Annotated in this window: 21 protein-coding genes; 20 read left to right on the top strand and 1 reads right to left on the bottom strand. The window is 48.9% G+C overall.

The features are described from left to right. Positions 1 to 54 precede the first annotated feature (54 nt). The 16 genes from A6049_RS25690 to A6049_RS25615 all read left to right on the top strand — a co-directional run bounded on the left by A6049_RS25690 (position 55) and on the right by A6049_RS25615 (position 19662). Positions 55 to 1647, top strand: a complete 1593-nt coding sequence (locus A6049_RS25690; RefSeq protein WP_063567371.1) for an MFS transporter — start codon at positions 55 to 57, stop codon at positions 1645 to 1647. Between the two features lie 320 nt (positions 1648 to 1967). Then, positions 1968 to 3002 (top strand): LCP family protein, encoded by a 1035-nt coding sequence (locus A6049_RS25685; protein WP_063567370.1) that lies wholly within the window; start codon positions 1968 to 1970, stop codon positions 3000 to 3002. A gap of 185 nt (positions 3003 to 3187) precedes the next feature. After that, the gene (locus A6049_RS25680) at positions 3188 to 3613 is read left to right on the top strand and encodes a CBS domain-containing protein (RefSeq protein ID WP_063567369.1); all 426 of its coding nucleotides are present in this window, start codon (positions 3188 to 3190) and stop codon (positions 3611 to 3613) included. Between the two features lie 264 nt (positions 3614 to 3877). Continuing rightward, the gene (locus tag A6049_RS25675) at positions 3878 to 4180 is read left to right on the top strand and encodes a MazG-like family protein (protein WP_024629547.1); all 303 of its coding nucleotides are present in this window, start codon (positions 3878 to 3880) and stop codon (positions 4178 to 4180) included. A 5-nt stretch (positions 4181 to 4185) separates the two neighbouring features. Continuing rightward, positions 4186 to 5097 (top strand): DUF2232 domain-containing protein, encoded by a 912-nt coding sequence (locus A6049_RS25670; RefSeq protein ID WP_063567400.1) that lies wholly within the window; start codon positions 4186 to 4188, stop codon positions 5095 to 5097. 11 nt (positions 5098 to 5108) lie between these two features. Beyond that, a complete protein-coding gene (locus A6049_RS25665) occupies positions 5109 to 7097 on the top strand; it encodes a DHH family phosphoesterase (RefSeq protein WP_063567368.1) in 1989 nt (662 codons plus the stop codon). Further along, entirely contained in the window at positions 7094 to 7537 is a 444-nt protein-coding gene (gene rplI / locus A6049_RS25660) for a 50S ribosomal protein L9 (protein ID WP_024629550.1), read from the top strand. Before A6049_RS25665 ends, rplI begins: the two co-directional genes overlap by 4 nt. Before the next feature lies 1 nt (position 7538). Then, the gene (gene dnaB, locus A6049_RS25655; RefSeq protein ID WP_024629551.1) at positions 7539 to 8900 is read left to right on the top strand and encodes a replicative DNA helicase; all 1362 of its coding nucleotides are present in this window, start codon (positions 7539 to 7541) and stop codon (positions 8898 to 8900) included. Between the two features lie 444 nt (positions 8901 to 9344). Then, entirely contained in the window at positions 9345 to 10631 is a 1287-nt protein-coding gene (locus tag A6049_RS25650) for an adenylosuccinate synthase (RefSeq protein WP_063567367.1), read from the top strand. A gap of 226 nt (positions 10632 to 10857) precedes the next feature. Next, positions 10858 to 11643 carry a hypothetical protein gene (locus tag A6049_RS25645; protein ID WP_063567366.1) on the top strand — a complete coding sequence of 262 codons (786 nt, stop codon included), beginning with the start codon at positions 10858 to 10860 and terminating at the stop codon, positions 11641 to 11643. 606 nt (positions 11644 to 12249) lie between these two features. After that, the gene (locus tag A6049_RS25640) at positions 12250 to 13782 is read left to right on the top strand and encodes a peptidoglycan DD-metalloendopeptidase family protein (RefSeq protein WP_063567365.1); all 1533 of its coding nucleotides are present in this window, start codon (positions 12250 to 12252) and stop codon (positions 13780 to 13782) included. A 263-nt stretch (positions 13783 to 14045) separates the two neighbouring features. After that, positions 14046 to 14768 (top strand): response regulator YycF, encoded by a 723-nt coding sequence (gene yycF, locus A6049_RS25635; protein WP_062327757.1) that lies wholly within the window; start codon positions 14046 to 14048, stop codon positions 14766 to 14768. Further along, positions 14768 to 16618, top strand: coding sequence for a cell wall metabolism sensor histidine kinase WalK (gene walK / locus A6049_RS25630; RefSeq protein ID WP_063567364.1), 1851 nt, complete (start codon positions 14768 to 14770; stop codon positions 16616 to 16618). The genes yycF and walK overlap by 1 nt, the downstream gene beginning before the upstream one ends. Then, positions 16602 to 17882, top strand: coding sequence for a YycH family regulatory protein (locus A6049_RS25625; protein WP_063567363.1), 1281 nt, complete (start codon positions 16602 to 16604; stop codon positions 17880 to 17882). Before walK ends, A6049_RS25625 begins: the two co-directional genes overlap by 17 nt. Before the next feature lie 223 nt (positions 17883 to 18105). After that, positions 18106 to 18849 (top strand): two-component system regulatory protein YycI, encoded by a 744-nt coding sequence (gene yycI, locus A6049_RS25620; RefSeq protein ID WP_063567362.1) that lies wholly within the window; start codon positions 18106 to 18108, stop codon positions 18847 to 18849. 6 nt (positions 18850 to 18855) lie between these two features. Then, a complete protein-coding gene (locus tag A6049_RS25615; protein ID WP_062327768.1) occupies positions 18856 to 19662 on the top strand; it encodes an MBL fold metallo-hydrolase in 807 nt (268 codons plus the stop codon). On the opposite strand, the gene A6049_RS25610 is transcribed toward A6049_RS25615, so the two are convergent. Beyond that, on the bottom strand, positions 19631 to 19843 hold the full coding sequence (locus tag A6049_RS25610) for a hypothetical protein (protein ID WP_053781978.1): 213 nt from the start codon (positions 19841 to 19843) through the stop codon (positions 19631 to 19633). The genes A6049_RS25615 and A6049_RS25610 overlap by 32 nt on opposite strands. A gap of 737 nt (positions 19844 to 20580) precedes the next feature. On the opposite strand from A6049_RS25610, the gene A6049_RS25605 reads away from it, so the two are divergent. The 4 genes from A6049_RS25605 to A6049_RS25595 form a co-directional block, all read left to right on the top strand. Further along, the gene (locus tag A6049_RS25605) at positions 20581 to 21858 is read left to right on the top strand and encodes a S1C family serine protease (RefSeq protein ID WP_063567361.1); all 1278 of its coding nucleotides are present in this window, start codon (positions 20581 to 20583) and stop codon (positions 21856 to 21858) included. Positions 21859 to 22156: 298 nt separating this feature from the next. After that, positions 22157 to 22678 carry a hypothetical protein gene (locus A6049_RS34220; RefSeq protein WP_240321547.1) on the top strand — a complete coding sequence of 174 codons (522 nt, stop codon included), beginning with the start codon at positions 22157 to 22159 and terminating at the stop codon, positions 22676 to 22678. Positions 22679 to 23003: 325 nt separating this feature from the next. Next, the gene (locus A6049_RS32400) at positions 23004 to 23171 is read left to right on the top strand and encodes a CxxH/CxxC protein (RefSeq protein WP_063870633.1); all 168 of its coding nucleotides are present in this window, start codon (positions 23004 to 23006) and stop codon (positions 23169 to 23171) included. 295 nt (positions 23172 to 23466) lie between these two features. Beyond that, the coding region (locus A6049_RS25595) for a 23S rRNA (pseudouridine(1915)-N(3))-methyltransferase RlmH (protein WP_063567360.1) at positions 23467 to 23851 on the top strand (385 nt) is incomplete at its 3' end.

Below are 23851 nucleotides of genomic sequence, written 5' to 3'. Positions count from 1 at the left end.
TTCATTACAGCCTTACGCTACTGGATTGCAATCTGATCGGGGAGGAAACGTGTAATGCAAAAACAAATGAAATGGCCGCTTATCCTATTTGCTATCGGGGTGTTTATGGCTGCGCTGGATAACGGGATTATTACGTCGTCCCTGACGACTTTAAATGCGTCATTTGGCGTGTCGCCGACGTGGGGAGCATGGACAATCACGCTTTATACGCTCGGACTTGCGGTGAGTGTGCCGATTGCGGGTAAGCTCTCCGACCGTTATGGACGCAAGAAGCTGTTTCTGATTGAAGTGGCTTTGTTCGGAATTGGGTCTTTACTCGTTGCACTAAGCACATCGTTTACGTTTTTCCTGCTTGCTCGTGTCGTCCAGGCGTTGGGTGGTGGCGGGATCTTTATCATTGCGAGCTCTTATGTATTAAGCAAGTTCCCAGCGGAGCGTCAGGGCACAGCCTTGGGTCTTCTGGGAGGTATGAACGGGGTTGCGGCGATTCTAGGGCCGAATATCGGTGCTTTTATCCTCGACATTACGGGGAATTGGCATTGGTTGTTCTTAATCAATGTACCGATCGCCATTTTGCTGTTTATTGCAGGCATCCGTTATATTCATGAAGAACAGGAGCTGAGCCGTAAGGCGGTGGACTGGAGTGGTATCGCGGTCATGACGCTCGGTGTGCTCAGTCTGATGTACAGCTTTAGCAATCTGGATGGCGTAAATATGCTGCAAAGTCTTGGCTCACCGATGTTCTATGGCTTCTTCCTGGCAGGTGTGGTCATTCTGGTTCTCTTCTACTTTCTTGAAAAAAGGCTGGAAGGATCACAACGTGAACCTGTTGTATCTACACAGCTTCTGGGCATTGCGTCCTTTCGTTGGACGCTGCTGATTGCCTTTTTCTCAGGAGCCATTCTGGCATCCGTGATCTTCATTCCAGGTTTTGTTGAGCAATACCTCGGGGTATCCAACACAGCCTCCGGCTACTGGTTTACACCGCTTGCTCTGGCTTCAGGCATTGGTGCAGGTGGTGGCGGTTATCTGGTTGACCGCAAAGGGCCAATCTGGACGTTATCTGTAGCCGGATTGCTGTCGGCTATCGGCTTCCTGCTCTTCCCGCTGTGGGTAGAGCATATCTGGCAATTCGTGATTGCGAGTGTACTTGTGGGGATTGGCTTCGGTATGATGCTGGGAGCTCCAGTGAACGTGCTCGTTACTGAGCAAGCGGGTGAGAACAACAAGGGCATTGCGGTAGCGACCAGTTCCTTGTTCCGTCAGATGGCTATGGCGATCGCGCCAACCATTTTTGCCGGTTTCCTGGCTCGTGCCTTCTCCAACCTGGGCTCCAATATTCAGCAGGGTCTCACAGATCAGGGCATCCAGGTGCCGCCCGAAGCGCTTCAACAATATGCGTCTGGCGGCGGTGCAGCTTCAGGAAGCGATATTTCCAGATTAACCGAAGGACTATCCCAAATTCCTGATCCGGGCATTCGAGATGTGTTGCTACAGGCTCTTCATCAGACAATCGGCGAGGGTTATAGTGGACTGTTCTGGTCTGCGGTTATTTTCAGTGTACTCACGCTGGTCGCTGCGTTTATTACAGGGCGACAGCGTCATAAAGAGAAGAGGAATCGGGTGGAGACAGCATCAACAAACTGAATGGATGGACATTCCACATGAAGAGAACAGTGCACCTTTTGCCAGTAAAAAAGGAGCACTGTTCTTTTCAATTTAACCGTATTGTAACTTTTCATCATCCAGCAATGATTACAATAGAACGAGCGTGAGCGGCGTTTTCTTTTGAGATAGAGAAAACTTCAGAGAACACCGTGTCACAAGCCATTGCGCACGTTTAATGGTAATTATATAAGTTGAACGGATCATTAACACTGTACCGTTGCGGGGTCAGGATAAGTTAAATTCAACTTATATAGTAGTAGTATCGAATTTCATTTTGACAGTGAAGAAGGAATCGATGGATGACAAGCAGAACTAAAGATAAGAAGAAGAAGAGAAGAAAAGGTCTATATATAACGCTCGTATCGCTCGTTGTTTTGTTAATCGGGGGCTATTTGTTTCGTCAGCAGCTTGCTGTAGCGGCCTTCGATCTGTTTCTCGCTGGTTCAGTTGAAGACCAATTGTCTCGTTCCTATGTCCCTCAGGAGGGCAACAATACGCCTGACCCAACAGTATATCGCAAAGAACCGTTCTCGGTATTGCTGCTAGGCTCAGACAAACGTGCCTATGAGAAAACACGTGGGCGCTCAGACACGGTTATCTATGCCGTTGTTCGTCCGAAAGAATCCCGCGTACTCCTGGTATCCATACCTCGTGACACCTATGTGCAGATTGTTGGACGTGATGCCAACAAGGATGGTGAGGATGATTATGACAAGCTCGCGCATGCCTACGCCTTCGGTGGGGAGAATATGTCTATCAATACGGTGGAGAAATTTCTCGATGCGGATGTAGGTTATTATGCAACGATTAACTTTGACGGGATCAAAAAAGTCGTTGATGCACTTGGTGGCGTGAAGCTGCCGATTGATGAGGACATAGTGAACAAGAACCCGGAACATGTGCAGTTCACAATAGAAGGCGGTAAGCCGATCTATGACGGGCAGGAAGCACTTTACTATGTAAGATACCGTGAGGATAGCGATTTTAATCGCACCAAGCGGCAGCAGATTTTCCTGAATGCCATGGCGAATGAGATGCTTAATCTGAACGCCATCAGCAAAATTCCAGAATTGATTCAGATTATGGGAGACAGTTTCCAGACGGATATGCAGCCTTCATTCATTATTGATCTGGCCAAACAGGTACTGACTCAGGAAAAACCGCAAATCTCAAGCTTCACTATTTTGGGCGAAGGAATGCGGAAAAACGGAATTTATTATGGCAAGGCAGATGAGAAAGACGTCCAATATGCCAAAGAGCTGATTAACAACTGGATGGATGAGTCGACCCCAGCCGGTGAAGTGATGATTCCTGACCGGCAGAAGATCGAATAACCAATTCCATACAGACGTTATGTTTTAGACAAGGATCAGCAGTGCGTTTATTGGCGGGCTGCTGTTTTTTTTACTTTGTAGAAGGAATCATGTCCTTTTGGAACATCTTGCGTTCTAATGCGTACTATGTAAGTTGAATGTAATAAGCTGACTGATGAAATTTCACAAGGAGGATACGTAAGGGTATGAACATCGCATTTTTTTTGCTGCCCAAACAAGAAGTTACGTGCGTAACGTCGGATTCTACTCTGCGGCAGACGTTGGAACGGATGGAATATCATCGGTTCACGGCGGTGCCCATTTTGAATAAGGAAGGCAAGTATATCGGCACGGTTACCGAAGGTGATCTGCTGTGGTATATGAAGAACGCCGAGGGAAAGATTACATTTGAAAACGCTTCAAAATTCCTGCTTAAGGACGTTCCACTTCGGCTGGATATCAAACCGGTATCCATTGAAGCCAACATGGAGGATTTGATTAATCTGGCGAAAGTGCAGAACTTTGTGCCGGTTGTCGATGATATGGAGCGCTTCATCGGGATCGTAAGACGGAGTCAGATTATTGAGTATTGCGAGGGTATTGTAGCCAAGGAATCCATGAAAGTGAAGTAAGTCGAAACAAAATTCGATATTGATGCAACTGCGTGGATAATCACAGCCGTCCGGTATCATGTTAAACTTAAGAAGAACTGAACAAGAGCGAACTTAAATGAATTTTCGACAAGATAAAATACGAATTCGTTGTACGGGGTCCCCGCAAAGTACCTGAGATAAGTTTCGGAGGACTTCTCCGCTTTTTGGGGTAATTTTGCGGCCCCCCTTTTTATGCTATAATGGAGAATAAAGCTTTTTCGGGGGAGAGTGACTTTCGCCAATATGCCTAAAGAACTGGATGTAGCCAAACGCGCTAAAGTGATTGAATGGCTTAAAACCGAAGTGCTTGATCAGGTATCCCGATTATTCAAAGCGTTATGGGAAGGCAGTACAACCCGAATCGGGGACAGTCTCGCCAGTTTGATGATGAGTAGTTACATATTGGGCCGCAGGCTCGGTATTCCTTTCAAGGATCTGGATGCACTGCTTGTTGAGAAATTGAAAAAGCATAAACAGGAAGGTCACCAGTTGGAAGATTGGTACCAAGATATTTCCGCGCTAGAAGATCACATGCGTAAGAGGTGAATTTGTTGAAATTTAGCTTTAAATCAGCTGTCTGGAGCGTAGTTTATCTGCTCTTGCTACTTTCGCTGTTAACTCCTTTATCGGTTTTGGCCATATTTTTCATGATGATACCTGGAGTTATTTTGTTTGCTTCATTACCGGTAAAATCATTTATATGGCATCTCGTCCCAGTGGCGATCATTTTGGTCATATTTAGTCCTATTTATTTGTTATTACTGCTTTTGTTCACCCTGCCCGCCATTGTTATGGGCAATGCTTACAAGAAAAAGAAATCGGCCCTGTTCGCCCTAATGGCAGGAAGTGGAGCCATGCTGGCCGAGTATCTGTTGCTCCTGTTGATTGGAAGTGTAATCTTCCAATTTGATTTGTCGAGTTATATTGATGATGTGGTCAGATTGACGATTGAACCCCTGACGAATACATCCAGTCAGATGGTAAATGGGTTTGTATGGACACCTGAAATGACTCAGGATGTCGCAAGACAGACGCAGCTTATGATTCCATTCGCCTTGGTGGTCACGTCTCTGGTCATGGCTCTAATCACACATCTCATTGCACGTCCGATTCTAAACGTAATGGGCGTGGTTGTACCGAAATTTCCACCTGCGCGTGAATGGCGTATGCCGCGTGCCCTGATCTGGTATTACTTCCTGGCATTGTTGTTCGAAGTGATATCCAGGCAGAGTGACGGAACGTACTGGACCATGATCGCCATGAACTTGTCGCCTCTAATCAATTTGGGCTTCATGATTCAAGCCATCGGATTCTTCTTCTTTCTCTCACATGCAAAGAAATGGAATCCGGTTGTACCGTATTTGCTGGCGGCAGCAGTCTTCTTCATTGGACCGCTGCGGATTATCGGGATTATCGATCTGGCGTTCCCGCTTCGCGAGGCAATATCGAAACCAAAACGATAGGGTGATGAGTCATGCCTAAATTTCTGAAGAAACGCTGGCACGGCTACTATACCGTATGGGCGTTCATACTGCTGCTTCTGCTTGTTATGTTCGTGACCATCTACAACTGGACGCTTGGTTTGATTAGTCTGATACTGGCTTCGGCGCTGGGAATCGTCATGATTAAGGCGGAGCTCGCGTTCCGTCGTGAGCTTAACGACTACATTAATGGCCTTTCCATTCGGATCAAACGAATGGAGGGGGAAGCGGTCAGCATGCTCCCATTCGGTATTGTGCTGTACAGCGAAGATCGTACCGTAGAGTGGCATAATCGCTTCGTCGCGGACATGTTCCAAGAGAAGACGATGGTAGGTAATCCGCTGCAAAATTTGTTTCCCAAACTTCCTCAACCGAAGGAAAAAAAGGATGGGACCAAGGAGCCGTCTAAGGAGCTTCACGACGAATTCCAATTGGATGATCGATATTATGGAGTTATTCATAATCCGCAAGAGCGGTATGTATATGTTTACGAGATTACGGAGCTAGCCATTCTTCGTGATAAATATGAGAATGAACGCATGGCACTGGGCATTCTGGTTCTCGACAACCTGGACGAAGCAGCCCAGGGCATGGACGACCAGCAGCGGACTGCGCTTATTGCCCGTGTAACAAGCGAGATTACGTCTTGGGCGAAACGGTATGAGGTATACCTGCGCCGCCTCTCTTCTGATCGTTATCTCATGATGTTGAATTATAAGTCTTTGCAGGAACTGGAGCAGAGCCGATTTGTCATCCTGGATGAAGTCCGGGAGATGACGGCTGATCTTAAGGTGCCGATGACACTAAGTGTTGGACTGGCATTTGGCTCGGATACCATCAGTGAGATGGGAGAATTGGCTCAGTCCAGTTTGGATATGGCACTTGGCCGTGGTGGTGATCAGGCTGCCGTAAAATCTGGACAGCGGTTGTCCTTTTACGGTGGAAAGTCCAACGCGGTGGAGAAACGTACTCGGGTAAGAGCTCGGGTTATCGCACATGCATTGCGTGATCTGATGCAGGAGAGTGACCGAGTGATTATCATGGGTCACAAAATGCCTGATATGGATGCGATTGGCGCGTCTATTGGGGTATGGAAAGCGGCGAGTCTGTACAATGTGGAGGCACGAATTGTACTGGATGGACCCAACCCTTCCATTGAACGCATGATGGAACAGGTGAATAAGGATGAGAAGCTGTCCAAAGCCTTTGTGTCGCCGGAACAGGCAACCCAGATGATGACGGAGCATACGCTGCTTGTTGTTGTCGATACACATAAGGCATCCATGACAATGGAGCCGAAGCTGGTTCAATCCGCTACGCGTGTCGTGGTTGTGGATCACCACCGTCGGGGTGAAGAATTCATTAACGATGCAGTTCTGATCTATCTGGAACCATATGCTTCTTCGGCAGCAGAATTGGTGACTGAGCTTCTCCAATATATTCATGACAAGGTACAATTCACTCCACTGGAAGCGACGGCGTTATTAGCCGGGATTACGGTGGATACGAAGCATTTTGCACTCCATACGGGATCGAGAACGTTTGAAGCGGCAGGCTTCCTGCGTCGCAGTGGTGCAGACACCATTATGATCCAGCGGCTTATGAAAGAAGATCTGTCAGAATATATTGCTAAGGCAGAAATCATAAAGCATGCTAAAATGGTATACGGGAACATTGCGCTGGCGGTCACGGACCCTGGCAACAAGATTCCACAGATGATGATCGCCCAAGTGGCGGACACATTGCTTAATATGACCGACGTGGTCGCTTCATTTGTCATTAGTGAACGCCCGGATGGACTGATTGGCATCAGCGCGAGATCGCTGGGGCGCATGAATGTTCAGGTGGTCATGGAACGACTGGGCGGTGGCGGACATTTAACGAATGCTGCCGTGCAGCTTGAAGGAACGCTTGGAGAGGCGGAAAAACGGCTGACGAACGTACTGGCTGAAATCGAAAAGGAAGAGGGTTTGTTCGAATGAAAGTCATTTTTATAAAAGATATGAAGGGTCAAGGCAAAAAAGGACAAGTGAAGGAAGTGTCCGAGGGATACGCACAGAACTTTCTTCTGCCACGGGGAATCGCACGTCCAGCAACAGACGGAAACATGAAAACACTGGACAACCAGAAGGCAGCGGAAGACAGACGTAAGCAGGAAGAGAAAGCAGAAGCGGAAGCTCTGGCTAAAAAGCTTGAAGCTGAAGTGACTGAACTGAAAGCAAAATCCGGCGAAGGCGGCCGTCTGTTCGGTGCAATCACGAGCAAACAAATCGCAGAAGCTCTGGCAGCGAAAGGTCTGAAAGTCGACAAACGCAAAATTGAACTGGACGAGCCTATCCGCACACTCGGCGTAACGCAAGTCACCGTCAAGGTTCACCCTGAAGTGAAGGCTACCTTGAAGGTACAGGTAACGGAGGAGTAAGATGGGCGGCGAAATGTTATTCGACCGGATTCCCCCACAGAACCTGGAAGCCGAACAGGCCGTGCTGGGTGCAATCCTGTTGCAGGGCGAAGCCCTGATTACAGCGATGGAACGGGTGCAAACCGAGGATTTCTATGATAAACCCCATCAATTAATTTTTGAAGCGATGATCCAGCTTGGCGAGGGAAATCAACCGATTGACCTCGTGACACTGACTTCGCTACTGAAGGATAAAGGCGAGCTTGAGGACATCGGCGGCGTCAGTTATCTGGCGAAGCTGGCTCATGGTGTTCCGACTGCCGCGAACGTGGATTATTACGCTCAGATTATCGAAGAGAAATCCATGCTGCGTCGCCTGATTCGTACAGCTACGCAAATTGTGAGTGAAGGATACACGGGCGGTGAGGATGTCGCGGCTATGCTTGGAGAAGCAGAGCGGCGCATTCTGGAGATTTCCAACCGACGTTCCAGTAGCGGTTTTATAGCCATTCAGGATGTTCTGATGGAAGTATTCGACCGTGTGGAGACGTTGCATCAGAACAAGGGCACCACAACGGGCATTCCGTCCGGGTTCATCGATCTGGACAAGATGACCGCCGGATTCCAGCGGAGTGACTTGATTATTGTAGCGGCACGTCCATCTGTAGGTAAGACCGCCTTCGCCCTGAATATCGCTCAGAATGTAGCCATTCGGGCGCAGGAGACAGTTGCGATATTCAGTCTGGAGATGTCAGCCGCACAGCTCGTACAGCGTATGATCTGTGCAGAGGCCAATCTGGATGCGGGTGTCATGCGTATGGGTGACTTTAAAGGTGATGAAGATTGGCAAAAGCTGACGATGGGCATTGCAGCCTTGAACGAAGCTAATATCTACATTGACGATACACCAGGGATCACCGTAGCTGACATTCGTGCTAAATGCCGTCGTCTCAAGAAAGAGAAAGGCCTTGGCATGATTCTGATCGACTACCTTCAACTGATTAGTGGACGTGGTAAAGCCGGCGAGAACCGTCAACAAGAGGTATCCGAGATCTCACGTACCCTGAAACAGATTGGCCGGGAACTGGAAGTTCCGGTTATTGCCCTGTCTCAGCTGAGCCGGGGTGTAGAGCAACGTCAGGATAAACGTCCGATGATGAGTGACTTGCGGGAATCGGGTTCGATCGAGCAAGATGCCGACATCGTTGCGTTCCTGTACCGGGATGACTACTATAACCAGGAAACCGAGAAGAAAAACATTATCGAGATTATTATCGCCAAACAGCGTAATGGTCCGGTGGGTACGGTGGAACTGGTCTTCCTGAAAAACTTTAATAAATTCGTTAACTACGAGCGGGCACATAATGATGCCTTTGCCATGTAGGGGACAGGCACAGACTGCTTCGATAGGGAAGTGAAATCGTCTGTCCCCGACATCAACCATTAGATCATATGAACTCATAAATACGTTGTGAATACGACATATAGCGTTGGATTTAAACGCGTAGCGAGTAACCGGGGTTAGCTGTCAAGCAAGATTTGACTGGCTTCGCCGGTTTTTTGCGTCGCAATATGGAGTCAATTCCGAACATTAGAGTTTGACTATATCTAATTGTTCGCCATTTGATTTGACTTTGAAAAAAGGGACTGGTACACTAGTACTGCTGCGTTAAAGCAGCGAAAACCTTCCCTTGGATGTAAACCGAGGGGGATTTTCACTGTCCGTTAGCACGCTTCTCCGCTGGTAATTTCACTTCAAATTCCTGCCGAGATAGAGGACGGACAGACCAATACAAAGGTGCGCAAGGCACCCACGGAGGTATGTACTATGTCAACGGTAGTTGTAGTGGGAACGCAATGGGGAGACGAAGGTAAAGGCAAGATTACGGATTATTTGGCGGAATCCGCAGACGTGGTTGCTCGTTACCAAGGTGGTAACAATGCAGGACACACGATTCTGATCGATAACAAAAAATATAAATTGACGATGATTCCATCGGGTATCTTCTACACAGACAAAGCATGTGTAATTGGTAACGGTATGGTTATCAACCCGAAGGCACTCATCGAAGAAATTAACTATATTCATGACAATGACTTTACGACCAAAAACCTGTCCATCAGCGAACGCGCACACATCATCCTGCCATATCACATGGTATTGGATGCATTGGAAGAAGAGAGCAAAGGCCCGAACAAAATCGGTACAACAGGCAAGGGAATTGGCCCATGTTACATGGACAAATCAGCTCGTATCGGTATTCGTATGGTTGATCTGCTTGATGCGGAGGAGTTCGAACTGAAACTGCGTCATTTGGTAAAAGAAAAAAACCGTGTAATCGAGCAGGTCTATGGCGGCGAGCCTGTAGATGTAGAAGAAATTCTGAAAGATTACCTGGGATACGCAGAAATTCTGCGTCCTTATGTGCGTGATACATCAGTTGTGCTCAATGAATACATCGACGAGGACAAAAAAGTATTGTTCGAAGGCGCACAAGGCGTTATGTTGGATCTTGACCAAGGTACTTATCCATTCGTTACTTCATCCAATCCGTCTGCAGGCGGCGTATGTATCGGTTCTGGCGTTGGCCCAGCCCGTATTCAGCAGGTTATCGGTGTGGCTAAAGCCTATACAACACGTGTAGGAGATGGTCCTTTCCCGACAGAATTGCATGATGCAATTGGTGACCAAATTCGTGAGACCGGACATGAGTACGGCACTGTAACTGGACGTCCGCGTCGCGTCGGCTGGTTCGACAGTGTTGTTGTTCGCCACGCTCGTCGTGTTAGCGGAATCACGGGTCTGTCCCTGAACTCGCTGGATGTAATGACAGGTCTGGAAACGGTGAAAATCTGCACAGGATACAAATTCCGCGGCGAGGTTATCACTCACTATCCGGCAAGCCTGAAAATGCTGGCAGAATGTGAAGCGGTATACGAAGAGCTTCCGGGCTGGAGCGAAGATATCACAGCAGCGAAGAAACTGGAAGATTTGCCTGTGAACACACAGAATTATGTGAAACGTGTTTCCGAACTGACAGGCATTCCAATTGCCATCTTCTCTGTAGGCCGTAACCGTGAGCAAACGAATCAGGTTCTTCCTATCTACGAATAAGCAGCTAGGTTAACTCGGCAATACGAAGTAAACGTTCATCCAAATGATATGCCTATATAGGCATCATAGAGCCCCAGTTATCGCTTAAATAGCGATGGCTGGGGTTTTTCGCACGCCTTCCTGATATAATCCACGGATTTCCGTCAATACTGTTTAACAGTAGACTCATAGATCCTGAAACATCGAATGTGATATGGGGTCGGAATAACGGAGGGAGAGAACGGGAATGAAGTTGCTTCAATGGTTCATTAAAATATTGCTTACCGTGATGCTGGTCAGTTCACTGACCCTGCTGACAACCGGATTAATCGTTCAGTCATATGTAAAATCGCTGCTGGCGAGTTTTAATATTCAGTGGGAAGGCCAGCCCATGGGATTAACGGCCATGTTTCAGGGTGCATTAGGTGGTAAGTCCGGTGAAGAGAAGAAGCCGGGAACGGGCACGACAGATCAGCCGGCAGGAGCGGAGGAGGAACACGTTCCAGAAGATGCGATATCTGTCATGGGCAATGGAACAGAAAGTGGAGAAACAGGCCCGAATACAGGCAACAGCTCTGAACAGGGTATGGGAACAGACGATGGTCAAGGAGCAGGCTCAGGAACGGACTCTTCTGCTACGGGATCTAGCCCAGGGGGCAGCTCAGGCACGGGAACAGACGCAGATGCTGGCACAAATGCGGGTACCGATTCTGGGACAACGCCTGGCAACAGTACAGCATCGGGCAACGGATCAGGTACGAATTCCAATGGCACGCCTTCTTCAGGGAATGATGAGATTGTAGTATCTCCGGATGACATCACAGGTAAGAAGGATAAGCTGCCGTTGGAGGAAAAAGAAAAAATTTTCAGTCTACTGATGAACAAGCTGCCCCAGAAAGAGATGCAGCAAATCTCAGGCGCTATGGAAGGCGGCCTGACTGAGCAGGAGCTGCGCGATATTGAGCAGGTGATCTCCAAGTATCTGACGAGCGAAGAATACGATAATCTAATGGAAGTCCTTCAGGCGGAATAAACTAAGTTCATATAGGGAAATCCGTAAATCTGCGACCCTTTGCTGAATATTCATAAAGGAATCGAAAGATCGAATCCTGAGCGGTAAATCAGAGAAATTTAATTTATGAGGCCATTCGGGCAATGAAATAAAAGCAGAAATTGGTTAGCATACAATCCAGCCAATATGAGGCACTCTATAGCAAGAGTTTAACGAAATCCCTCACCAGAGATGATCTGGCGAGGGATTTCAGTTTGTATTTTTATGAAAAAGAAAACACATTTCAGTGGGTCTTAGAACCTAGTCTTAAAAAATGATCAAAAGTACATAGTATACCTGAAGTAGAGGCGTTATGGGGAAGAGTTCTGCTCTGCCATCTTATGGATAATACAGGAAAACCAAGCGTGGCGCGGCTTTGCGCTATGACGTGTACAGTTGAAATGAGTGTAAAACCTGTGTTAAAGTATACGGGTGTGATAAAAGGTTAAAATTTTGACACTTTTACGAGCGCAGCTAAAGTCCTGATTTGCGGACACCCGAATACAAATATCGACAAGCATGGGACAGACACAGTGGGTGATGTCTTGACAGAAATGCGAACTGAGAAGTGCTGAAAAGGAGAGAATCATGAAAGGTTTCAGAGGCATACGCCAACCGGGCAAGAACCGGGAACACGAACAATCCGGGGAACACCGGACGGCCGAAGACAAAAACAACATGAGCATGTCCAACTTCAGTAGTAATAAAAAGCGCGTTCTGGCCTCGCGCAAATGGATCATTACAGCAGCATGTGGTTTATTTATCGCTGCATCGATCGGATTCGCAGGCAAACAATACGTTGCTGCAAACACCGTCCCATATTATAAAGTGATGGTTAAAGGAAATGAGATTGGCACCATCACGGATGAGACGCAATTACAGAAATTATTTGCAGACAAAACTGAGGAATTCCAAAATAAATATCCAGAAGCGGAAATGGTGCTGAACACAGATGGCATCACGACCGAAACCATTAAAGCATACAAACCCGTAGTGAACAGCGATGAGACGCTGGACAAGCTCGGCGACATGCTTACCGCCTATGCCAAGGGTGTAGAGCTCAAGGTAGACGGTGAAGTAATCGGCATTGTGAAGGATCAGGCAACAGCAGACGCGATTCTGGAACAAGTGCAGAACAAGTACATATCGGCATCGGCTGTGCGCAGTTCGCTCAAGACGAAGTCGGTATCGGCAAACTCATCGAAGAAAGCCGAGGGGCCGAGTACTACGCTGAAGTCGGTGGGCATCAAGGAAGATGTAGCGACAGATGTGGTGAAGGCTGATCCAAACAAAATATGGGATGTATCCGAGGCGGTTGAAGCTTTAACCGTTGGTAAAGACGCGCCTGTAACTTATGTCGTGCGTGAAGGAGATACGATCTCTTCCATTGCTGCCAAATACGAAATTACGCAAAGTGAGATTCGCAAACATAATCCGGGCATCAAAGAAACGTCGCTGCAAATTGGGGACGAGCTTACACTGACGGTGCCAAAACCAGCCGTTACTGTTAAATCGGTAGAGCAGGTGGTTGAACAGATTGAGATTAAACCACAAGTGGAAGTACGCAAAAGTGCTGAGCTCAAAGCAGGCACAACCAAAGTGGTGCGTCCAGGTCAAAGCGGTCTAAAAAGCATGCAATATCGGATAACGAAGGAAAATGGTGAAGTCGTTCAGGAAGAATGGCTTGGCCAGGAAGTCATCAAATCAGCGGTTACTGAAGTAGTTCTGAGTGGAACCAAAGTGGTCGGTGAAGGTACAGGTGAATTTGCTTGGCCGGTATCGAACGCTACGATGAGCAGCAGCTTTGGACAACGCTGGGGTCGCCAGCACAAAGGTGTCGATCTTGTCGGTAACCGTGACGTGAAAGCGTCTGATGAGGGCGTGATTACTTTTGCAGGACAGAAGAGTGGTTATGGCAATGTTATTATTATTAACCATCGTAATGGATACGAAACACTTTATGGGCACTTGAACAGCATTGGTGTTAAGGTTGGACAAGTCGTTGAAAAAGGTGAGAGCATCGGCGTAATGGGCAACACGGGCCGTTCGACCGGAACGCATCTGCATTTCGAGATTATCAAGAACGGAACGGTGGAAAATCCGTTGACATACTTGAACTAGTTATATCGCAATCCAGGGCAAGGTTGGCAGTTGATGCTGGCCTTGTTTTTTGCTGCTGTAAAAATTTTTCAGTTTGGGCTGCACATTGGCCCTGATCGGGATGTGACGGTGCTTCAGGTATGTTAAACTATAGACTATAGGCAACAAGCCATATGATATGAACTATATTCAATGAAAACGTAGGAAACACAATTTATATAAGTTGATTAAGAGAGATAGACCGCTAAGGCGGATTAAGCAGGATATAGGGGTGAAGACAGCCGATGCAGGGGAAGATTTTGGTGGTGGACGATGAACAGCCCATTGCGGACATTCTGAAGTTTAATTTGGAAAAAGAGGGGTACGAGGTCATCTGCGCATTTGATGGCATTCGTGCGGTTGAATTGGCGTTATCCGAGAAGCCGGATCTGATGCTGCTGGACCTGATGCTGCCAGGTAAGGATGGTATGGATGTGTGCCGCGAGGTGCGTGCCCATCTGGAGATGCCGATCATTATGCTGACCGCAAAGGATGGGGAGATCGACAAGGTGCTCGGTTTGGAGCTAGGTGCGGATGATTACGTGACGAAGCCTTTCAGTACGCGCGAGCTGCTCGCCCGGGTGAAAGCACAGATGCGCAGACGGCAGAAGCCTGCCATTACGGCTGAAGCGCCGGAAGACGAAGAGAAACAGGTCATGCGTTTATTTGATCTGGCGTTTGATATGGACATGTATACAGCTTACAAAGGCGGCGAACCGCTGGATCTGACTCACCGTGAGTACGAACTTCTCTATTATATGGCGAAGCATTCCGGCAAGGTAATGACACGTGAACATCTGCTGCAAGCTGTATGGGGATATGAATATTTCGGGGATGTACGTACCGTTGATGTTACGATTCGTCGTCTGCGTGAGAAGATTGAGGAGAACCCGAGCAAACCAGAAACGATTCTGACTCGCCGCGGGCTGGGTTATCTCGTGCGCAGTCCCAAAAGCGTGGGGATATAATGGGGCGTTTCTCGCGATTTTCGTTCTTTCGAACGATTCAGGCGAAACTGATTATTATCTATGTACTGCTGATTCTGATTGCGATGCAATTGATCGGCGTTTATTTTGTGAGTGCGATGAAGAACTCGCTGACCAGCAACTTCACTGAGGATTTGCAGGCACGGGCTGAGATGCTGTCTGTGCTTGTGGGAGAGACGATGGCTGGTGGAGAAGCCGAGGCTGGCGAGGACAAAACGGAAAACCTGCGTGTGTTGGTAAACAACCTGTTCAACATTAACGGCGCCGAGATTCAGGTGCTGGATGCCAGTGGCAAAGTGCTGACCACCTCGCTAAGTTCCCATTCAGACTATGTTGGACGCAAAAACACCCAGACCGTTGTCAGCCGTGCGCTTCAAGGCATTCGGGACAATGAGGAATATATCGTGGACGAGGATAATGTTCGCAAAAAGGTCGTTGCCAAGCCGGTGCTGTCCGGCGGCAAGATTATCGGCGCGGTCTACATCGCCGCCTCGATGAATGAGTTATATGCCACAATGGAGGGCATTAACAAGATTTTTATCTCCGGCATTTTGATTGCCTTGGTATTAACCGCAGTGCTTGGTGTCATTCTGTCACATACGATAACGCAGCCGATCAAGGAGGTTACCCGAAGGGCGACGGCGGTCGCAGAAGGAAACTTTGATCAGCAGACCCCTGTATTCGGAACGGATGAGATTGGACAGCTTAGCCGGGCATTTAACTATATGACGAGCAGGCTCCGGGATGCACTCTCCCAGAACGAAGAGGAGAAGGAGAAGCTCACGTCCATTCTGACCAACATGAGTGATGGCGTGGTGGCCACGGACGAATATGGCAAAGTCATTCTGGTGAACCGCCGTGCCAGCAGCATTCTGGGCATGCGTCCGGCGGACATTGAAGGAAGGCATTTTGCGGTATTGCTGGGCATTGATCCGGAAGATGCGGAAGCGTTAGCGAGTGGATTTACGGGTTCGACGCTGCTTCAGATTGCGCCTGCGGGACAGGAAGATCCCGTTGTCATCCGCATGACGTTTACACCGGTTCATCGCCGGGAGCTAGGCATTACAGGTACGATCGCTGTGCTTCAGGACGTTACGGAGCAGGAAGAACTGGAAGCTTCACGGCGTGAATTCGTGGCGAATGTCTCTCATGAGCTGCGTACACCGTTGACCACCATCAAGAGCTACGCAGAAGCGCTGGATGATGGAGCTCTGGAAGATCCGCAGCTCGCTGGGAGATTCGTTGGAGTAATCCAGAATGAGACGGAGCGTATGATTCGCTTGGTTACGGATTTGCTGCATCTGTCCAGGCTCGATTCCAAGGAAGCGATGCTGCGCAAACAGCCAACCGACATCATGGAGATGTTGGAAGAAGTGTCGGATCGTTTTTCGTTTCAGATGCATCAGAAGGATATTCAATCTGTGCTTTCTGTAGAGAACGGGATTCCAGCGGTTCCATTGGATCGCGACCAAATTGATCAGGTGCTTGATAATGTTGTGTCCAATGCGCTGAAATACACGCTTGAAGGTGGCACGATTACAATCGCAGCCAGACGCAATGATGATCATACTCTCGCCATATCAGTGACCGATACGGGGATGGGGATTCCACAGCGGGATCTGGACCGCATTTTTGAACGGTTTTATCGGGTAGACAAGGCTCGCTCCCGCAGTATGGGCGGTACAGGGCTCGGATTGTCCATTGCCCGGGAAATTGTGAAGGCCCATGATGGCAATATCTCACTGGAGTCCGAGGTGGACGTGGGGACGACGGTAACGTTCACACTGCCCATGCGTGAGGAAGGAGGTGAGCACCTTGAAAGAGCGGATTAAATCTCTGGTGCTTGCTTCCCTCGTCGTTGCCAGTTTGGTACAAAGTTACTTCTTGATCTATCGTTTGCCCGGTGGGGGCGATTCGATTGTGACGTCAGAGACGAACTATGTGAAAACCGAGAATATGGGCCAGGAGCGCAATATTGAAGATTTAATTTTCCCTGATCAGATGGTTATTCATCTGGGAGAGGACAAACATACGGTGTTTTATCCGGGCAATACGTTCTATCAGTTGATCTATTCACGGTTGCAGGGACGTACGTTTGATGATTTCCAGCGTCGGAGTGTGCAGTCGGTCAACTGGAATCAGATTCGTAAGGAGAATCCTGGCTTTGAGCTGTCGTTCAAGGAAGGCATCCCTGTAGCGTTGTTACAGCGCGTGATGCGACTCGGGACAGACTCTCTCTTCCAGGGGGAAACGATTAACCGGATCTCGATCTATACGGCCAAAAATGAAACAAAGGCACACGCACTGTTCTTCAGCGCCAAAGGCGACGTGGTCTACGAGGCGACGCAGGCGGATCTGACAGTACAGGACGTGCAGCAGCATGTCGACTTCGGCAGCAGCTGGACACCTTATACGCTGATGGACGGCGGATATTATATCCCGGCTGAAGCACTGGAAACGATTGAGGCTGACGTGCCTACAGGCCAGTTCACTGTCGAACAAATGCAGCGCAGCCTATTCTTTGATCCAAGCATGACCCGAAACATTCGGGAAAAAGATGGCTCGGAGATCTATACAGACAGCAAACGCAGTCTGCAAGTGAAGCAAGAGCAGCGCTGGATTAGCTACACCGATCCAGCGGCGCCGCCTGCGGGACAGATTGACGCAGCGAAGGATGCGCTGTCCGCGGTTGATTTTGTGAATCAGCATGGCGGCTGGAAAGGTCGTTCGCGCATGATGCTGGATACAACCGATACAAAGACGAAACTTCAGTTCCAGCAATATTACAGCAGCTTCCCGATTATGGACTCGATGCAGTTCCGGTTCGGCACGATCAGCATGGAGATGCAGCAGGAGACGGTATCCAGCTATGAACGTTCGCTCGAATATCTGAACGAAGGCGCGGAGACGAAGAAATCGGTCACCCTGCCCGGTGGGGACAAGCTGAAGGCGCTCATCCAGAAGGTGGCGGGTACTAATCGTAAGGTCGTAGACGTGTATCCGGCTTACCGTCCATCCAGCATTGAGGATGGACTGAAGCTCATCCCGGTATGGGTAATCCGCTTTGGGAACGGGGAGGAAACCACCGTTTCTTGATGGGTTATAGGATATGAAGTCATTTGATATCCGGGCGAGGTTTAGAATCACACGTTAACGGAGGGGGCAGAAATAACCTGAAGAAGCGAAGCGCTCGCCTTTATCCCCGGATTTCTCCCTTGGGAAAAGGGAATCAAGAAATCTGGGGATAACAGCGATCGGAAGGTTGTTCTGACCACGGAGTGGTAAGTGTGATAGTAGTCTAATGATGGAGGTGGATGTTTTGGATTGGGGACGGGCGAAAAATGTGTTGATCTATGCCTTCCTGCTGCTCAATCTGGTGCTGGGATACCAGATCTGGATGGATGCGCGGGAGACGGCCGGAGCCAATCTGGACTTCACCTCACTGGCAGATAATACACAGCAGGCGATGGAAGAGAAGGGCATCCAGGTGCTGGCTCCTATTCCGAATGAGACGCCGAAGCTGCCGAAGCTGTCGTATGAGTTCATTGAAGATAACAAGACAGGCATTGAGGTTGAACTGGAAAATAAAGTGGACAGCAAGCTGATCTTCTCGCAAAGCGAGCTGGAGGATGCACTACAGGACGAGATTCCCCAGATTGGTACGTATCGATGGGATCAGCTGATGGCGGAGGATGGGGCATTTGTGCTTCATCCGTTGGTGGATGGCAAATGGCCGCTCTTCAATGTTAGTCTGGAGCTATTCTACAGCGATCAGAAAATTACGGGTTATCGTCAGACTCCGGTGCGGATTACGACAGCGGAGGAAAGCGATCAGCAGGTGCTTCCGGCGTCGAAGGCGCTGGGTACGCTGATCGAGAACTTTTTGCCAAATGATGCGATTGTCAAAGATATTCAGTTGGGCTATTACGGCCAGTTGTTCAATTCAGATATGCAGGTGGCGATGCCGGCATGGCGGTTCGTGCTGGAAAGTGGCGAAGTGTTGTACGTGCAGGGCATCAGTGGGGATGTATTCAGTCCCAAGACAGACAAACCAGGGGAGTAATGCGTTATGGGGATTTATTTTACCGTGTTATCCAGCGGTTCGACAGGGAATGCCACGGTTATACAGCATGGGGGCACATCCCTCATGATTGATGCAGGTCTCAGTGCGAAGCGGCTGGAGGCATTGTTTCTGGAACGGGAGATTTCGGGAACGGAGCTGGACGGGATTCTGGTTACACATGAACATTCCGATCACATTAAAGGACTAGGCGCGATGTCTCGGAAATATAATTTACCAATCTATGCAAATACGAATACGTGGGCGGCACTGGAGAAGTCCGTTGGGGCGATTCCAGAGGAAAACCGAAGGGTATTTGAGACGGGTGAAAAGCATGATTTTGGCTCCCTGCGCGTGGAATCCTTCGGCATCTCCCATGATGCAGCGGAACCGGTAGGTTACACATTCGATGATGGCAGTGAGAAGCTGTCCGTTGCGACGGATCTCGGATATATGAGCGACAAGGTTCGCGATGCGATCTCGGATTCGGATGTACTTGTGCTGGAGGCGAATCATGATGTCGAATTGCTGCGTATGGGGCGGTATCCATGGAACACCAAGCGCCGCATTCTGAGCGACATTGGGCATTTGTCGAACGAAGCGGCGGGAGCTGCGCTTAGTGAACTGATGAACGGACGCATCAAGCGCACGTATCTGGCACATTTGAGCCGGGATCATAATATGATGGACTTGGCGAAAATGACCGTGCGTGATGCGATGGAGAGCCGTGGTTGCTTTTATCGGGATCATGAGTTCAAGCTCTGTGATACGTATTATGATCGGCCTACGCCATGGGATAGGGTGGGTGAGCCATAAAGCTGTCGAGTTCGGTAGCTTTGCGCTCTACTTCTTCGCGGGTCAGAATGCCTTTGTCGACGAGCAGTTCAATAATCGTGCTTAGGGCAAGGGTGTTGCGGTAATGCTCTTCCTTGAGATCGGCCAGCTTGGCCGCCATATGAACTTCATCCATGGCTGTGAGTGTACGCGTGCGATCCATAATGTGAATCCTCCTTCTATGAAGCTTCGAATTGTCTTTTACTATTATTGTAGTCAGGCTTGATGGAAAACATTCCTCTTTTTGCCGCTATAATTACACGTAAGGGACGTGTATGCTGAACCAGGGGCTGCATTTTGCTTAAGAAGATGAAAAAGTTCACGGGAATAGGCAAAATTGCGCTTAGCCAACTGGATTTTGTGGTGATAGATACTAGGGACTTTTATTGTTAAGCGCGTTATAGCGGAAATTTCCGTTAATCTTCGTAATTATGCAACTTTTTAAGATTTGGCGTGTTTAGTATATAAGGAGCTTTTATAGTAGAGGCTGTTTTGCGCGCAAAAAGGCATGTCGTAGAATGCGAGAGCATTTCTGATAGAGTCACAGACAGAATGGGATATTCGTTCTGTTGTACATAGACGCTTCATTCCGAGTTAGCGGGAATGGCAGCGATATGCAAAACGAGTTTTTATGCAGGAACGCATGGAAGAATGAGTTGGTATTTACGGTACACGCGTAACGGAGGACACAGAACGAAGCTGGAGAAGCGAAGCGTTCGCCTTTATGAACAAATTTTCACCTTATTTAGAGGGTAATTAATAAAATTTGTGAGTAACAGCGATCGGAAGCTCGGCTGTGGCCGGAGTGGGGTAACGTAAGGACACAGTCGTTGGCCATGCGACAACGATCGGGCGGCAGTCAGGGTCTTGATGCGTGACAACGAAGGGGAGAGGATCACGATGGGATTGTTTGGAGACGATTTTTATTCAACCAAAGTATCAAGACGCGCCGAACCTGAACAGAAAGGTAAACTTCAGATCATTCGCCCTGGAGGCAGGGGCAGGGGACGGGACCGCTGGCAGAATCCACGCAAGTCACGCTCGGGTTTTAGCTCCACGGTCAAGGTAGCCGTGATCAGTTCGGTAATCAGCTCCATCGTGACCGTTACGCTGTTCAGCTTTATTATGCAGCCTGCATCATTACCTCTAGCGAACGCTGCAGGGAACGGCGGAGGCGGTACACAGACAGCGCAGGCGGCTGATCCGTACGACCGGATTATCCAGGCAGCTGCGAAGGTTCGCCCTTCCGTGGTGAGCATCGTGAACCATAAAACGGGCAGCAGCCTGTCGATGGAAGATTCTGCGCTGGGATCAGGGGTCATTTTCAAAAAGGAAGATGGCAAAGCTTACATCATGACCAACCATCACGTCGTGGAGGGTGCGAGTGATCTGGAGATTGTTACGGTGGACGGGGAAACGCATAAAGCGAAGCTGGTGGGCAAAGACCGGGTTAGTGACATTGCGGTATTGTCTGTGCAAGATGATAAGGGCATCGGTCCAGCCGCAGAGCTTGGTGATTCCAGCAAACTTCAGCGCGGTCAAACGGTGCTGGCGATCGGGAATCCGCTCGGTCTGGGCGGTACGCTGACATCCGGTATTGTCAGTTACACAGATCGGATTCTGCCGGTATCCATTAATCAGGACGGTGTGTATGACTGGGAACAAAACGTGATCCAGACGGATGCGGCGATTAACGAAGGCAACAGTGGCGGGGCACTGGCCGATCTGAACGGCAAACTGGTCGGCATCAACACGATGAAGATCTCGGATACAGGCGTTGAAGGCCTCGGCTTTGCGATTCCGATGAACGAAGTGATGAAAACGGTGGATTCCTTGCTGCTGAACGGCAAAGTATCTCGTCCATATCTGGGCGTATATACTGTCGATCTGAGCAATCCATATGCTCCGCTGGATGACGAGCAGCGTAAAGACCTCAAGCTGCCATCCCACGTGGACAGCGGTGTGGTTGTACTGGAAGCGTCCGGTCCGGCGTCCGAAGCGGGCATGAAGCTGAATGATGTCATTACGGAATTTGATGGGCAAAAAATTACCTCTACGCTTGATCTGCGGAAATATCTGTACGATAAGAAGAAGATCGGCGATACGATTGAAATCACCTTTTACCGGGATGGCAACGCCGAGAAGGTGTCGGTGAAGCTGACGGATAAACCGGAGTAAGAGAATTGCTTTCATGTACATGGCACACAGAAATAGGGTAATAAAGGAGAGTCGATCAACTTGTTGATCCGCTCTTTTTTATTGCACTAATCTTGATTTACATATAAACCACATTCATGAGGTTACAGTGGGGATTTTGTCGTTTCCCAATGATAGGTTAGGACCAGAGCCAAAGTCTCTGTTATAGAGGGTTTCAGTTATGGTAAACTGTTGGGAATGTGTTGGTGATGGGCGGCTGTGCGAGTAACATCTGTTTGTTGATCTGTACTCTCAATCTGGATTGGAAGGGGTTAATTCAATGAAACGTTTGACGAAAACCATGTTGGGGGGAACAGGCCTGGTATCTGCGCTGTTTGTTTTGTCCGCATGTACTTCTGAGGTGTCCCCGTCAGGGACTGCTGATGTTAGTGGTTTACAGGAGAAGATTACAGGTTTGGAGAAGAAGCTTGCGGACCAGAGCGAGAAGAATAGTCAACAGAACAAGAAGATCGCGGATCTGGAGAAAAAGCTGGAGGAGCTGAGCACCACCGTGATTGCGGTGAATGAGCCTGGAGGTAAAGCACCTGTTGGCTCGGGAAACAACGGATCGGCTGGAAAGGGAGATGGGGTGCTGATTACGTTTGCCCAGTATGAAAAGCTAGAGGTTGGCATGGCGGTAGAGGAAGTTATCGATATCCTTGGTGGTGAAGGCGAGGCATTGAGCGAAGCAGAAAATATGGTGGTCTACAATTATAAGGGTACCGGCGGTTCTGGTGCCAATGCGGTTATTGCGTTTCAAGGTGGCAAGCTGCTGACGAAAGCGCAGTTGGGGCTGGAGTAAGATCGATATCCATTGAGTATGGATTCGAATACAATAGGACGATGGCTTTCATATGTGCGGTAATCTGAATAGTAACGAATGAGTGGGATAGATTCGGAATTGGGAGAAGTGTTACTTTGGGATGCCAACGGGGTGTCGAGAAGTGACGCTTTTTTGTTTTTTTTTGTGCTGAAATGAGAGGACTGGTGGAAGTTGGACACGATAAATGGGGGCTAGGGGTTTCTTTTCCGCGGCAGGTGTGATAGAACAGAGAAGTGGCTATCCTGTATGGATAAGCGGTTGTGAATCGGGAGCATAGCTGGATACAGAAAGGATGCTTGAACGGATGTACGTTGTATGCAAAGAACACGTGGACATCGCCATCGACATGTTTGTTGATGAGTATGAGGACGCTCCAGATATCGTTGATCTGAAGGAGACGGAATTTGCCGATTGGGACCCGCCTGCGAAGTGCGCCGAGTGCGAACAAAAGGCCGAGTATCTAGTCGTCTAGCGTACTGTGTAGGCATCCGCAGTTGGTGCGTCTGTCATGGATGCACTCGCTCGCCTGCCATCCGGTATGAACATCACAGGCAAGAAGCAAAGAGAGCGTGTCGGAGCGCTCTTTTTGTGTTTTTGGCATGTTTTGCCTGAAATAGGGTGTCTCATTTATTTAGATACTATGGTAGCCATAATGGGGCTGGATAAGGTGTGTGGAGTTCGTTAGCTTTAAATATTGGAACAAACGATGTGTTGAAGCATCTTACTTATAGATTATTTCGCAGGACAATTAGGAGGAATGAATCTTCATGTTGATTCAGATTATTGGTGTAGGCAAACTGAAGGAAAAATATTTGACGCTGGGCATTCAGGAATATGCCAAGCGGCTCGCCCCGTACATCAAGTTTCAGATGATCGAGGTCGCAGACGAAAAGGCGCCCGACACCCTGAGCGAAGCTGAGGTGCGGGCGGTGAAGGAGCGCGAGGGTGAACGCATCCTCGCGCATGTGAAGAGCGAGGCGCATGTGGTTGCGCTCGCATTGGACGGCCAGCTCTGGAGTTCCGAGGAGCTGGCAACAGAGATCGACAAGCTCGGCACGTATGGGACGAGCCATGTCGTGTTTGTCATCGGAGGAAGCCATGGGCTCTCCGATGAGGTGCTGCGCCGCGCGAAGCAGCGCTTGAGCTTCGGGC

Source organism: Paenibacillus sp. O199, from assembly GCF_001636635.1.
Taxonomy (GTDB): domain Bacteria; phylum Bacillota; class Bacilli; order Paenibacillales; family Paenibacillaceae; genus Paenibacillus; species Paenibacillus marchantiae.
The sequence above is the reverse complement of the archived record's forward strand: the minus strand, read 5'-3'. Positions and strand labels throughout refer to the sequence as shown.

Bases quoted from the DNA above. Each gene is read 5' to 3' on its own strand.
- A6049_RS25690 (WP_063567371.1), top strand. From the start codon at position 55: ATGCAAAAACAAATGAAATGGCCGCTTATCCTATTTGCTATCGGGGTG.
- A6049_RS25685 (WP_063567370.1), top strand. From the start codon at position 1,968: ATGACAAGCAGAACTAAAGATAAGAAGAAGAAGAGAAGAAAAGGTCTA.
- A6049_RS25680 (WP_063567369.1), top strand. From the start codon at position 3,188: ATGAACATCGCATTTTTTTTGCTGCCCAAACAAGAAGTTACGTGCGTA.
- A6049_RS25675 (WP_024629547.1), top strand. From the start codon at position 3,878: ATGCCTAAAGAACTGGATGTAGCCAAACGCGCTAAAGTGATTGAATGG.
- A6049_RS25665 (WP_063567368.1), top strand. From the start codon at position 5,109: ATGCCTAAATTTCTGAAGAAACGCTGGCACGGCTACTATACCGTATGG.
- rplI (WP_024629550.1), top strand. From the start codon at position 7,094: ATGAAAGTCATTTTTATAAAAGATATGAAGGGTCAAGGCAAAAAAGGA.
- dnaB (WP_024629551.1), top strand. From the start codon at position 7,539: ATGGGCGGCGAAATGTTATTCGACCGGATTCCCCCACAGAACCTGGAA.
- A6049_RS25650 (WP_063567367.1), top strand. From the start codon at position 9,345: ATGTCAACGGTAGTTGTAGTGGGAACGCAATGGGGAGACGAAGGTAAA.
- A6049_RS25645 (WP_063567366.1), top strand. From the start codon at position 10,858: ATGAAGTTGCTTCAATGGTTCATTAAAATATTGCTTACCGTGATGCTG.
- A6049_RS25640 (WP_063567365.1), top strand. From the start codon at position 12,250: ATGAAAGGTTTCAGAGGCATACGCCAACCGGGCAAGAACCGGGAACAC.
- yycF (WP_062327757.1), top strand. From the start codon at position 14,046: ATGCAGGGGAAGATTTTGGTGGTGGACGATGAACAGCCCATTGCGGAC.
- walK (WP_063567364.1), top strand. From the start codon at position 14,768: ATGGGGCGTTTCTCGCGATTTTCGTTCTTTCGAACGATTCAGGCGAAA.
- A6049_RS25615 (WP_062327768.1), top strand. From the start codon at position 18,856: ATGGGGATTTATTTTACCGTGTTATCCAGCGGTTCGACAGGGAATGCC.
- A6049_RS25610 (WP_053781978.1), bottom strand. From the start codon at position 19,843: ATGGATCGCACGCGTACACTCACAGCCATGGATGAAGTTCATATGGCG.
- A6049_RS25605 (WP_063567361.1), top strand. From the start codon at position 20,581: ATGGGATTGTTTGGAGACGATTTTTATTCAACCAAAGTATCAAGACGC.
- A6049_RS34220 (WP_240321547.1), top strand. From the start codon at position 22,157: ATGAAACGTTTGACGAAAACCATGTTGGGGGGAACAGGCCTGGTATCT.
- A6049_RS32400 (WP_063870633.1), top strand. From the start codon at position 23,004: ATGTACGTTGTATGCAAAGAACACGTGGACATCGCCATCGACATGTTT.